Below are 12,818 nucleotides of genomic sequence, written 5' to 3' on the forward strand. Positions count from 1 at the left end.
CACGGGCCGCCGGATCAGGTGTCGGTGGGACGGGTTAGGGCTTCTTCCAGGCGGGTTAGGACCGTGGCGGGGGAATGGGTCCAGTCGGTGGTGAGGACGTGGTGGACCTGCCAGCCGCCGGTCGCCAGAGCCCGGGGGTGGGTTGTCAGGCGTTCCAGCAGGGTGTCCGATGCGAGGCGTGTCGGAGTGTCGACCAGTACTGCGAGGCGGTGGCCGGGGTCGCCTGGGCGGCTCAGGGCCAGGTCGCAGCGGAAGACCGATTCGCCGACCGCGGTGTCCACCTCGAGCCCACGGGCGCGCAGGGCTTCGGCCAGTTGGGTGACCACCGCGCTGGTTGGGACCGACTTCGGAAGACGGTGCCGGCCCAGGGCGTACGGCGTCAGCGCGGCCTGGGCTGCTTCGAGGTCCCCGCGGGAGACGGCATCGGCGTACGAGAGGAAGCGGCGCAAGGTGTTCGCGCCGTCGTTGTAGGTGTTGGTGATCGCGTCCGGCTCGATGCTCGACACGATCACCATGTGCTGGCGCGCGCGGCTGAAGATGACGTTGAGGCGTTTCTCGCCGCCCGCGGTGTTGATCGGTCCGAAGTTCATCAGCATCCGGCCGTCGGGTCCGGCCGCGTAGCAGACGCTCATGATCACGATGTCGCGCTCGTCGCCCTGAACATTCTCCAGGTTCTTCACGAACAACCCGGCGTCCTGCTCGTCGCGGGTCCGCACCTGCTCGGCCTCGTAGCGCGCGCCGAACTCCGGATCCGCTTCGGCCAGCTGATCCAGGGCGCGCTCGACCTCGCCCTGCTGGGCCTCGGAGAACGCGACGATCCCGACGCTCTTGCCGGTCTCGCGGCCGAGCAGTTCCCGCACCAGTTCGGCGATCCACGCGGCCTCGGCCGGGTTGGTCCGGCGTACGTAAAGACCATCGACCACCCGCACCGACGTGATACTCCCCGCCAGCACCCCGTCCGCCACCGCCGCAATCCCAGTCGAACCACCTGACGCAAGCCCACCTGGGATGGTCGCGTCTCCTGGCGCAATCCCGGTCGAACTACTCCATGCAAGTCCGCCAGAACCGGTGGAGCCTGCTTGAACGGCGTCGGCCGGGAAGGTCGCGGCGGCGTGATCTGCTGCAGCGGGAGGTTCGGCGGCGAGGGAGCGGTCGGCGGCACGGACGGTCCAAGGTGGTGCGGTGTGGGCCGGGAGGCGGTCTGGGATCGTGGCGAGTTTGCCTTGGTAGAAGGCGGCGTTGCTGAACGAGATCAGCGCCTCCGACCGGCTGCGGTAGTGCCAGGTCAGCATGGTCGACGCCAGCCGCAAGGCGCTGATCGCTAGGAAGCTGTCGTCTGTCAGCGCGATTCCCACCTGCTCTGCTGCCTCGTCGTCGTCAGCATCTGCTGCCGGCGTCGTAACCCGGAAGTACTGCGTCGGCGGTAGCTGCATCTGGTCGCCGACCACGATCACCTGCGGCGCCCGGTGAAGCGCCGGGATCGCCTCCTCGATCGGGATCTGGCTCGCCTCGTCGTAGATCACCACGTCGAAGGGCGTGTCCAGCGGCAACGTGTCGGAGACCGACGACGGGCTCATCAACCAGACAGGCCGCAGCAGCGACACCACCGAACCCGGCGCGCCCGAGGCGAGATCGCGGATCGACCTGTAGCGCATCACCTTGCCGAACTCGTGCTCGAGCTCGTGCCGCCCTGTACTGAAGGTCTTCTTCCGGTCGCGATCATCGGGCGACATGCCGCTGACGCTCAGCTCCGAATGCGCGAGCTCGGTGAGGAACCGCCGCCGCACACCCGCGACGACCACCTCCGAATTCACCGTCGTCAGCTCGTCGTACACAAGACTCAACTCGCCAACGACATCGTCCAGCTGAGCAGACGTGAGCTGCGCGGCCGTCGCGCGCGTTCGCTCCCAATGGAGTGCACACACCGCATACTCCAGTTGCGCGGGCGTTGCCTCGAGCCTGCGAACAGCCGCCTGAACCGGCGCAGGTGCGGACGCAAGCTGACGCATCGCCGGCACGAGAGCCTGGATCGCGGGAACGATCCGCGCCGACGCCAACGCCTCCGCGCTCTCCTGTACTGCGGCCAGCGTCCCGTCCGCGTAGTTCCCCGTCAGGAAGCCCCGGGTGGCACCGTCAGCTTCTTCGAGCGCGGCTGCTACGTGGGCGAGCCGAGCGGCAAGGGCTGGATCCGCGGTGAGGCCGGTTCGCCAGTCGGCCAGCGCGGGGTCCTGGCTCAGTTGATGGATCCGGCGGGCCAACGCGGAGGGGTCGTTCGTGCCCCACTCGCGCGACGCCTCCTCCTCGTTGTGCTTGACGGCGGCAGTTGCGTCGTGCGCGGCGACCAGGTCCTTGAGGAGGTCGGTCACCGAAGGCTGAACCGCCCGCCCGGATGAGTCGAACCGGGAGTGAACCAGTCGCTTGACCTTTCGCCAATCGGCACTGAGGAAGGAGAGCAACCCACCTTCCTTGCTCTGCGCAACGGTTAGCGCTGATCGAGCGTCTGCCGGAGCGAGTGGTTCCTTCCATCCCGCGGCCGCATCCCATGCGGCACGCTCAGCCGCAACCAGCGAGTCGTGCTGCGACACGGCAGCCTGCAACCGCTGCGCCGACGCCGACCCAGGATCGATCGTTGCCCCAAGCCCTCGCTCAGCCAACGGCCGCAACACCACTCCGAGCTCACCAACCGTCCGCACCCACGCCAACGACCGCTCAGCCGACGCGCCACCGATCCCAAGACCACCTGTGGGCACACGCCCCTGCGCCGAACGGCCCGCCGCGGAACCGTCGACCCCCGCATCGTCCACCCCGGCATCGGGCGCCGCGGGACCGCCTGATGCTGGGGAGCCGGCTGCATCGAGGGCGGCGCCGACGGCGGTCCAGTGGTCGCGGATCTCGGCGGCGCGGGCAGGGATCTCGGCGTCGGCGCCAGGCAGCGACCAGATCTCGGGCGCGACCAGGGCGAGTGGGCTGCGCGCGAGCACGCCGCCGCCGACCGGATCAGCCGCGACCAACGCCTGGCCCAACCCGGTAACGGCCGATCGCGCCGACCACCAATCACCCGGCGACGGAACCAACCGACGCTCGGCAGGTTCCAGCTCCGCACCCCAGCGATGATCACGCAGCTCGGCCAACTGGTTGACGACCTCGCGCAGACTCGGTGAATCCCCTTGTCCCAAGAGGCTTTCGAACTCGCCGACGGCCGCGAGCAGGCGATCCACCCGCGCCACGAGTGCGTCCCGGCGTACGGTCAAAGGGTCCAAATCGTCCTCGGCGGACAGCCAGCTCTCGTAGGTCTCGCGAAGGCCGTGGACGAACGCCTTCTTGTCCGCCTGCGAGTCGTGGATCAGCGTGCACAGTCCGTCGAGGTGGCGACTCGCCAGGCGCGCGTGCACGACGTCGAGTGCGGCTCGCTTCTGGCAGACGAAGAGCACCCGCTGCCCACGCGCGACGAAGTCCGCGATCATGTTGGTGATCGTCTGCGACTTCCCGGTGCCGGGCGGTCCCTGGATCACGAAACTCTCGCCGCGCTGCGCCCGCGCCACGGCCGCGACCTGGGAACCATCGGCTGGAACCACCAGATGTCGCGCGGCCGTCGGCAACTCGGGCGGCTCGCTACTGATCGGCCGCGGGGAGTCGGAGAAGAGTTGATCGAACGACTGGCACGACCGGCCGGTGTCCAGCAATTCGTCGTAGTCCCGGACCAGCCCGAGTGTGCGGTAGTTGAAGTTCGCCAAGGCGACCGCGCAGAGATCGACGTCCCACGAGTACGGACTGCCGTCGGTCTCGATCGAATAGGTGTCGGTCTCGATCACTCCCGGCCGCCGGATCGACGGGTCCGCGCCGAGCGCGATGCTCAGCGGCAGCTCCTGCACGGCCAACTGGTTCCGGAAGATCTGTACGCCGAGCGGCTGGTAGTCGGACCGCCGGTAGGAATACGAATAGTGCCGGCCGCCGAACTCGTTCGCGGTGTTCCCGTGCTGCCGGCGTCGGTAGTTCCGCAGCTTCAGCATCGCCCGCTGCCGGACCAGATCGATCCGCGGCTTCTCCCGCAGGTGCAGTTGCAGCCCTGGCTCCGACGCCTGGATCTCCTTGGCGAGCCGCTCGTGCAGCACTGCCAGGGCGTCTGGCTCGCCCAGATCCACCCGCTCCGGCAGGTTGATCCCATACAGCTGGTGGAGGTGGTGCCGCAATGTCGGGTTCACCTCGGCCACGGGATCGGTGACGCGCAGCGTGTACGAATCCCGCACGCCACGCTTCTTCGCGAGTTCCACCTTCACCAGCACCAGCGGAGACGCGAGGCGTGTGCCGGGGTCGTTCTTGAGGTCGTGCCAGCGCAGAAAGGCCGGAACCAGCCGCAACTGATCCTGCCCGTACTCCGCGCGGTCGCGCCGGGCGGTGGAGATCAGCTTGTCCAGGGAGCTCGCGGCGTACGGCGCCTCGTCGTACCGGATCCACTTCCCGAGGGTCTGGGCGGTTCCGCTCGTCAGCCGCGCGGCCAGCTCCTGGTTCCAGGTGAACAGCTGCTCGGCGCGGATATTTCGTACGTCGAGCATCAGGGGGACCGATACCTCGGTCAGGTTCAGCGTCTGCGCGGTGTGCCGGAAGTTGACCAGGCGGTTGCGTCGGGAGAGATCGAACAGCCTGTCCCGCAAGGCTTTGAGGACGGCCGCGCGCCGATCCGCGGTACCGCGGGTGATCCCGTCGACATCGAAGTCGAGCGGCTGCTCGCGGTAGTTCTCCAGCTGCTCGATCAGCGACCGGAGATCCTGGGCCCGGTGATGCCGGTCCGGCTCGGCCATCTGTGAGGCCACCGACAGGATCACCGGGTGCAGGTTCGTCCTGAGCAGGTAGAAGTTGCCTCGGGCATCGATCAGCTCGGCCACGTCCTCCGACCGGTCCAGGTCCAGCCCGCAGCCAAGGCCGATCAGCAATTGCCCGAGGCTGAAGATGTCCGTCAGCGGGTCGTGGTTCCCGACGACGTGCTCCCAGCTCTGCCAGCCCGGCACGAGCGCGGGCGCGTGGATCGCCTCAGGAGTGGGCTCGGGGACCTGGGTCCGCAGTTGCCCGCCGCTCTCGCCGAGATCGAGGTCTGCCTGCCGGTGCGCGACAACCTCGACCGCCTCGGCCCGATGCCCTTCCCTGGCTTGGATCTCCCGCGGCGCGGTGATCGGCCGGGAAGCGTGCTCCGGCGCGAATCCGAGCCGCGTCTGCTCGTCCACGGTGATCCGATCGAGCCCGCGCAGCGGCGCGACGAGGCCGCGCTCGTGCACATCCGCCGTCGCGTGGAACAGCGGAAGCACCGCCGCCAGCAACGCGTCATTGCCGAGCCCGCCTTGCGACACTGCCAGCGCGACGAGATCCTTCATCGGACCACCTCGTCCGCGGCCAGTTGTAGTTCCGCCCGCCGCTTGTCGCTCCAGCCGAGCTCGTCGTCCGCCAGATCGTCGTACGGCGTGAGTCCGGCGCGGCGAGCGACTCCCATCGACGCGACCAGGCCGGCATCGCCGGTATCAGGATCAGCCGTCGCCAGATCCAGCAGGAGATAGCACAGGTACTGCTTCGTTGCCGCGGTCAACGGTCTTGGTCGCGGGATCGGCGCACCGTCGACAGGCCGGATCGCCAACGGCTCGTCGAACCGCGGCACCGCCCCACCCGGTACGCCGAGAGGCCCGGGCGGATCCGCGAACCCGGCCGCATACGTGGCGACGGTGTCGGTGCGCAGGCCTTCGGTATGGGCGATGTGCGCGGCGAAATCCATGCTGAGTTCCCTGAGCAGCTCCGCGTCCAGCAGATCCGGCGAATCCACATCGAGCGGTCCGGTCAGCAGGAGCTCCACGTCTTCGTCGGCCAGCCAGTTCTTCAGCGCCCAGGCGCGGGCGACGCCCTCCGGGTGGCTCGTGCCGCGGCTCCCCGTGCTCAGATCCAGCTCGCTCGCCTGACGGAGATAGGCCTCGGGGTCGACGCCGGACAACCCGGTCTGGATCTTGAGCAGCGCGCGCACCGTAGTACTGAGGTCTCCACAGGCTTTGAGCGCGCCGCGATCGGCGAACAGTTCGGAAGCCATCACCCAGCGGCGCCGGGTCTCCAGATATTGCCCCGGCGTCCGGGCATCTCCGGCCGCGGCGTCGAGCAGTCGATCGACCGCGAGATAGGCACCTCCGTCCAGTGTCCAGAGCAGTCGGTGCGCCAACTCGTGCCCGATGACGGCCTTGAGCTCGCCCGGTTCCAACCTCTCCAGCAGTGGTCCCTCGAACAGAATCACCGCCTTCTCCACCTGATGCAGCAGCGACGCATTCGGTGTGCCCGACCGCTGTGCCTGGAAGAACTCGACCTCCACGTCGAGCCCCAACGCCCGACAGGCCTGCTTCGCCGCCTCGTGCAACTCCGGGTGGCTGATCTCCTCGAGTCGGTGGGTGTTCCGCAGCAGGCCGTCCTTCAGTTTCGGATCGGCCTCGGCTTCCGGCAGCAACGCCTCCCAGGCGCGCTGATCCACCCGGCGCACATACCCCAACACGCCCCGGTGATACCCCAGCGGCCCCAACTCACCAACCATCCCGCCACCCTAACGAGGCCCACCGACGAAAAGGTTCCCAGCAGAAAACTAGACCCGGTCGCCGCGGAGGTAGGTGGCTTGGATGTTGTGGAGGCCGGTGATGTCGGTGGTGGGGTTGCCGGTGACGACGAGGAGGTCGGCGGTGTAGCCGGCGGCGATTCGGCCGGTTTGGTCGGCGAGGCCGCAGGCTGCTGCTGCGAGGGAGGTAGCGGTGGCGAGAGCGTCGATAGGGGAGACGCCGCCGAGGACCAGGCCGATGACTGCCTCGGGGAGGATGCCGTGGGACTTGCCGGGGTTGATCCCGCCGTCCGAGCCGGTGACCAAGCGGACCCCGGCGGCATGTAGGGCGCCCGTCATGCGAGCCCTTGCCTCGTAGTCGGTCCCGGTCCTGCGCATGATCTCCAGTACTGCGGGCGGTGGTGTGGCGCCAGGCTCGACCCCGAGCGTCGGGCACACCGTCGTACGTGACGCCACGAGGTCAGCCACTACCGAATCCACGACGTCGAGCCCGTTCGCAGTAATGAACGAACAGTGCTCGATTCCGTCCACGCCAGCAACCAAGGCATTCTTGATCGCCTGCACGGAGTGGGCATGTGCGGTGACGGGCAGGCCGCGGTTGTGGGATTCCTCGACGACGACCTGGAGTTCTTCGGCGCTGAATTGAACGGCAGCAGGGTCGGTGCCGGGGGTGTTCACTCCACCGCTCGCCATGATCTTCACAAGGTCCGCGCCGCGCTCGGCTCGTTCCGCGACAGCGCGCCGCAGTTCGTCGACGCCCTCCACGGCACCGCCCATGTTCGAGCAATGCCCGTGCGGAACGGTGATCGGCGGCCCGCTGGCGACGACGGTCGGGAGCATCCTGTCGCGGTGACGGGAGCGCCACTCGACCACTGCCCACTCGCGATCACCGAGATCGCGCACCGTGGTGACCCCGGTGGCGAGGTGCGCGCGCAAGGAGTCCTCGATGACACCGGTCAGCTCGTCGTCGCTGAAGTCGGGAATCCGCTCGAGCGCGCCGGGACCACCGTCGCAACACAGATGAACGTGCGCGTCTATCAATCCAGGCAGCAACGTCGCGCCCTCGTAGCGGACGAGATCGCAGCCGGCAGGGACCGCAGTACCGAGGGGATCCACGCTCAGAATCTGCGTGCCGTCGACAATCACGACTGCGCCCTCAGCCGAGTAGCGCTCGCCGTCGAACACAGCGCTGACTTCGATAGCGATCATGGTCCGCTCTCCACCACGCGAGTAGTGGCCCTGAGACTACTCGCCGATGTGCCGCCATCCCGCGGATTCCAGCCGGAGCCCCGGGCGATCCGGAACGAGGTCGGGTTTGGAGCAGTGTCGGAGGTTTGGACACGACCTTGGGACCGCGGTCAAGAAATACCCTGACCCAGATGCCCAGTAGGTGTCCGAGGTGTCCGGATGTGGCCGAGCACCGCCAGCTGCATGCTCCACACCAGCCGCGAGACCTGGCCGCCCGTTGCTCGCCCGCTCCAAGCTGGCCCCCAGACTGCCAGTCGTGGATGGGCGTCAGGGGAATCGATTGCCCAGAGCACCGATCCACGACTCGGCGTTACAGAGGCTGCACGGGTCGGTCCACGCAGTTCCTCGGTCTGGTGCGCCAGGCAGCTCGGCGGGCGCTGCTACCGGCCTCCCGGGCCGGCGGCAGTAGCTTCCTGGCTGGCGGCAACGTGGTCGCCAGCGAGGTGCGGGCTCGGAAGTATCGCGGCGGACCCCGCGTGTCGGGTAGTAGCGCTAGTGTCGCCGGGGTTGGAGCGGGGCATTAGTGAAGTCTGGTTCTGGTCGACGAAAGGGATACGGACGTGAAGCTCTACTCCGACGTGGGGAAGCAGCGCTTCGGGCAGGTGCTCGGGGATCTGATGTTGGTGGGCTGGATCGCGTTCTGTACGGCGCTGGGACTGTTCGTCTTCAAGATCACCAATGCGCTCGGGTATCCCGGGCGCAAGGCCGCCGAGGCCGGGGATGGGTTGGCTGGGGACCTGCACGGGATGTCCGAACCGATCGGCAAGGTGCCGGTGGTGGGGGATCAATTGCGCGCACCCGTCGATGGTGCCGCCAACGCTGCGACGCGCTTGGCGGAAGCGGGCCGGGACCAGGCGCACGCGGTGGAGCAGCTCGCGTATCTCCTCGCCGGTGTCACGATCGGCCTGCCAGTCCTGTTCGCGCTGCTGATCTGGTTGCCGCGGCGGATCCGCTTCTCCAGGAGGGCGAAGGCGGCGCAGAAGTTCATCGACAACGCGGCCGACCTCGACCTGTTCGCTCTGCGGGCGATGGCGAACCAGCCGATGCAGCGCCTCGCCAAGATCTCCGACGACCCGGTCGCCGCCTGGCGCGAAGGCGACTCCGCCGTCATCGCCCGCCTCGCCGACCTCGAACTCCGCAGCTCCGGCCTCCGCGCCCCGACCCCGCAGCCCTGACCGACCCGCATCGGGCCGGCCCGCACTGACCGGCATCAGAACGGCCCGCACCGACCGGCATCGGGTCGGCCCGCACTGACGGCATCAGGCCGGGCTGCACCGACCGGCATCGGGTCGGACCGAACCGACCGGCATCAGGCCGGACCGAACCGACCGGCATCAGAACGGACCGAACCGACCCGCATCAGAACGGACCGAACCGACCCGCATCAGAAGGGCCCGCACGGACCGGCATCAGTACGGCCCGCACCGACCCGCATCGGGCCAGCCTGCATCAGGCCGACCCGCACCGACCCGCAATAGGCCGACCCTGCATCAGAATGGACCGAACCGCCCGGACCGCCAGCACTCATCAACCCACCCGCCGCATCGACAGCCACGCTCACGAAAGCGCGCCGATGCGCCGAAAGTAGCTGAAGCTGAGTGTTGGACGTCCGCCCCCGCGCGGTAGAAGCAGTTCGCTGTGAGTGGTGGACGTCCGCGCCCGCGCGGTAGAAGCAGCTCGCTGTGAGTGGTGGACGTCCGCGCCCGCGCGGTAGAAGCAGCTCGCTGTGAGTGGTAGACATCCGCCCCGCGCGGTAGAAGCAGCTCGCTGTGAGTGGTGGACATCCGCCCGGAGCGGCGGGCGCGGCTGAAGGTGGGTGTGGGAGTCTGCCCCGCGCGGCGGAAGCGGCTGAAGGGTGTGGCTAGAACGTCCGCCCCGCGGTAGAAGCACCCTGAAAAGTGAGTAGTGGAGGTCCGCCCCGCAGGAACCCCAGTTGCGGCTGAGCGGAGAGTTGACGAGATGCGTTTACGCTCAGGGGTATGGCGCGGGTGTTGCTGGTCGAGGACGATGACGCGATCCGGACGTCGCTGAGCAAGTCGCTCACGGCCGCCGGTCACGCTGTCACGCCGCTGGCCGGAGGGGCTGACGGTGTCGCCGCGGTCGCGCGGGATCGACCCGACGTGATGCTGCTGGATCTCGGACTTCCCGACCTCGACGGCCGCGACGTACTCGCCATGGTCCGCGCGGTCAGCGACGTACCGGTGATCGTCGCGACGGCCAGGGATGACGACGCGAGCGTCGTGAGGTTGCTCGACGCCGGCGCCGACGACTACGTGATCAAGCCGTTCAGCTCAGCCCAGATCGACGCAAGGATCCGGGCAGTGCTGCGCCGGCGCAGTCCCGACCAGCAAGGTGAAGCCGTGCTCAGCCTGGGCGCACTCTCGATCGACCCGCGTAGCCGCGAGGTGACCGTCGACGGGGAGCCGGTCGACCTGACTCGCAAGGAGTTCGACCTGCTGCTCGCCTTGTCGCGCCGAGCGGGTGCCGTCGTCACCAAGCGCGAACTCCTGGCCGAGGTCTGGGGTTTGCCTTGGGGAGGTGGCGACCGGACGGTCGACGTCCACCTGTCCTGGTTGCGCCGCAAGCTCGGCGAGACGGCCGCCCAGCCGCGGTTCCTGCACAGCGTCCGCGGGGTAGGTGTCAAGCTCGCGCCGCCCGAGCCAGGCTCATGACTATGCGCCGCCGGATCCTGTTCCTGTCGGTCGGGATGACCACCCTGGTCGTGCTCGCCTTCGCCATCCCGCTGACGATCCTGTTGAGGAACGCGGCCTCCGACGAGGCCCTGTCGAAAGCCCGCTACCGCGCTGAGAGTGTCGCGTACTACGTGGGCGACAAGAACCACACGACCGATGACATCACGGCGTACCTCAAAGGCATCACCGCCGACGGCCCCGGCCGCATCTCGGTCCGCCTGGACGACGGTACGACGCTGGGCGATCCGCCACCGGGCGGCGTCCCCCAGCCGCAGCAGGTCCCCGGCAGCCACGACGACGGCAATCCCAACGACGACGGGAACAAGGGACCGCCCAAGATCTCCGACACGTCGATCCGCAGTGTCAGCGGTGGGGTTGTGACAGACGTCAACGTCGACAGGGTCAACGGACCCGCTTCTGTCTGCTTGTTCCTGACCACCGAACAGCTGTACGACGGCCTCGTCCCGCGCATTCTCGTCCTGCTCGGAGCCAGCCTGCTCGTCCTGCTGCTGAGCATCCTCGGCGCGGAACTGGTCTCGCGCCGCCTGGCCCGCCCGCTCGAAGAGACAGCCCGCACTGCGGAACGCCTGGCGAAAGGTGATGTCGACGCCAGGGCCCCCACGAACGGTCCCGCCGAGGTCGCGAAGGTAGGTGCCGCCCTCAACGGTCTGGCGGATCGCATCGACGAGGTCATCGCGGTCGAACGCGAGGCCGTCGCCGACCTGTCCCACCGACTCCGTACTCCGTTGACCGCGCTCCGCCTCCAGGTCGAGGCACTGCCCGACAGAGAACGGGCGGAGGAACTGAACACCCAGGTGAACAGCCTCGAGCGGACGCTCACCGCCGTCATCAGCGCTGCTCGTCGTCCGCAACGAGAAGGCCGGGTCCCGCATTGCGATGCCGTCGAGGTGACGCGCAAGCGGGCGGCGTTCTGGGAGCCGCTGTTCGAGGACCAGGGTCGCGAACTGACCCTCGACCTGCCGACGCCCCCGGCCGAGGTGAGGTCGTCGGCCGAGGACCTGGCCGCCGCGCTGGACGCCCTGGTGGAGAACGTCGTCGCGCACACTCCCGATGGAACAGCCGCGCGGATCATCCTGACGAGGCAACCCGTCGGCGGCGGTCCCGGCGTACTGATCGTTATCGCGGACGAAGGCCCGGGGATCCCGCTGGGGGCAGGTGAGCGCGGCCGCAGCGACCGCGGCTCGAGCGGCTTGGGCCTCGACATCGCCCGCAGATGCGCCGAGGCCGCCGGCGGCCGGCTCACCATCCACCCCAACCTCCCCACCGGCTCCTCCGTCCACCTCACCCTCGCTGCCCCCTGACCCCCACCGCATTGCGTCCGAAGGAGCGCGGGGCGGGCCCGCCGGGTGTTCGGACGCAGGGAGGTAGGTGCTCGCTGGCTCCGTCGCGTTGTGTCCGAAGGGGCGTGGGGTGGGCCCGCGGGGTGTTCGGACGTAGCGGGGTGCTCGCTGGCCCCGTCTCGTTGTGTCCGAAGGGGCGTGGGGCAGGCCCGCGGGGTGTTCGGACGTAGCGAGGTGCTCGCTGGCTCCATCGCGTTGTGTCCGAAGGAGGGTGGGGTGGGGCCGCCGGGTGTTCGGACGCAACGAGGTGTCCGCGGCAACGAAGAGCCGCCGGCAGCGCGGTGGCCGCTGGTCCCATCGCGTTGCGTCCGAAGGAGCGTGGGGCAGGGCCGCCGGTTGTTCGGACGCAAGCGTTGGGAGGGTAGGTTGATGCGTCAACCCGGGCGGGTAGTATGGGGGTCGTGGCGAACGAACCGTGGCTCGACGAGGACGAGCAGAAGGCATGGCGCAGCTATCTGCTGATGCGCAAGACGCTGGAGACGCACTTGGTGCGGCACCTCCAGCGGGAGTTCGGCCTGTCCGACTCCGACTTCGAGATCCTGGTCAACCTGTCCGAGTCGGAGACCGGTCGGATGCGCGCGTTCGAGCTGGGCGAGGCGACCCAGTGGGAGAAGAGCCGGATATCGCACCACCTCAGCCGGATGGAGAAGCGCGGGCTGATCCGCAAGGCGGCCTGTGACGCGCGGTACCCCGAGATCGTGCTGACCGAGCAGGGCCTGGAGGCGATCAAGGCCTGTGCGCCCGTGCACGCCGCTCGGGTCCGCGAGCTCTTCGTCGACGTACTCGGCAAGGAGCGGATGACCGCGCTGGGTGATGCGGCCGAGGACGTGCTCGCGGCCGTCGACGAACACCAGCGGACCAGCTGCCCACCCGAGGTCCGCGGCTGCGGCTGAACTGTGCCGGCTGACCTGTGCCGACTGACCTGTGCTGGCTGAGACCTGTGCC

Annotated in this window: 7 protein-coding genes; 4 read left to right on the forward strand and 3 right to left on the reverse strand. The window is 68.6% G+C overall.

The features are described 5' to 3' along the window. Positions 1–14: 14 nt before the first annotated feature. Genes ABD210_RS07005 through ABD210_RS07015 form a run of 3 tightly spaced genes read right to left on the reverse strand, consistent with a single transcriptional unit; the run spans position 15 to position 7,780 of the window. Entirely contained in the window at positions 15–5,366 is a 5,352-nt protein-coding gene (locus ABD210_RS07005) for an AAA domain-containing protein (RefSeq protein WP_344110010.1), read from the reverse strand. Continuing rightward, positions 5,363–6,553 carry a M48 family metalloprotease gene (locus ABD210_RS07010; RefSeq protein ID WP_344110012.1) on the reverse strand — a complete coding sequence of 397 codons (1,191 nt, stop codon included), beginning with the start codon at positions 6,551–6,553 and terminating at the stop codon, positions 5,363–5,365. The genes ABD210_RS07005 and ABD210_RS07010 overlap by 4 nt, the downstream gene beginning before the upstream one ends. Before the next feature lie 48 nt (positions 6,554–6,601). Beyond that, a complete protein-coding gene (locus tag ABD210_RS07015) occupies positions 6,602–7,780 on the reverse strand; it encodes an amidohydrolase family protein (protein ID WP_344110014.1) in 1,179 nt (392 codons plus the stop codon). A gap of 599 nt (positions 7,781–8,379) precedes the next feature. On the opposite strand from ABD210_RS07015, the gene ABD210_RS07020 reads away from it, so the two are divergent. The 4 genes from ABD210_RS07020 to ABD210_RS07035 all read left to right on the forward strand — a co-directional run bounded on the left by ABD210_RS07020 (position 8,380) and on the right by ABD210_RS07035 (position 12,766). After that, a complete protein-coding gene (locus ABD210_RS07020; protein ID WP_344110016.1) occupies positions 8,380–8,994 on the forward strand; it encodes a hypothetical protein in 615 nt (204 codons plus the stop codon). A gap of 804 nt (positions 8,995–9,798) precedes the next feature. Continuing rightward, positions 9,799–10,491, forward strand: coding sequence for a response regulator transcription factor (locus ABD210_RS07025; protein WP_344110018.1), 693 nt, complete (start codon positions 9,799–9,801; stop codon positions 10,489–10,491). 2 nt (positions 10,492–10,493) lie between these two features. After that, positions 10,494–11,834, forward strand: a complete 1,341-nt coding sequence (locus tag ABD210_RS07030; RefSeq protein WP_344110020.1) for a HAMP domain-containing sensor histidine kinase — start codon at positions 10,494–10,496, stop codon at positions 11,832–11,834. A gap of 431 nt (positions 11,835–12,265) precedes the next feature. Then, a complete protein-coding gene (locus ABD210_RS07035) occupies positions 12,266–12,766 on the forward strand; it encodes a MarR family winged helix-turn-helix transcriptional regulator (RefSeq protein WP_344110022.1) in 501 nt (166 codons plus the stop codon). Positions 12,767–12,818: the final 52 nt, after the last annotated feature.

It is taken from the genome of Kribbella alba, from assembly GCF_039529635.1.
Taxonomy (GTDB): domain Bacteria; phylum Actinomycetota; class Actinomycetes; order Propionibacteriales; family Kribbellaceae; genus Kribbella; species Kribbella alba.

What these genes read in the sequence shown, in the direction of transcription:
- ABD210_RS07025 (WP_344110018.1), top strand. Translation starts at nt 9,799, where the DNA reads ATGGCGCGGGTGTTGCTGGTCGAGGACGATGACGCGATCCGGACGTCG.
- ABD210_RS07010 (WP_344110012.1), bottom strand. Translation starts at nt 6,553, where the DNA reads ATGGTTGGTGAGTTGGGGCCGCTGGGGTATCACCGGGGCGTGTTGGGG.
- ABD210_RS07030 (WP_344110020.1), top strand. Translation starts at nt 10,494, where the DNA reads ATGCGCCGCCGGATCCTGTTCCTGTCGGTCGGGATGACCACCCTGGTC.
- ABD210_RS07035 (WP_344110022.1), top strand. Translation starts at nt 12,266, where the DNA reads ATGGGGGTCGTGGCGAACGAACCGTGGCTCGACGAGGACGAGCAGAAG.
- ABD210_RS07015 (WP_344110014.1), bottom strand. Translation starts at nt 7,780, where the DNA reads ATGATCGCTATCGAAGTCAGCGCTGTGTTCGACGGCGAGCGCTACTCG.
- ABD210_RS07005 (WP_344110010.1), bottom strand. Translation starts at nt 5,366, where the DNA reads ATGAAGGATCTCGTCGCGCTGGCAGTGTCGCAAGGCGGGCTCGGCAAT.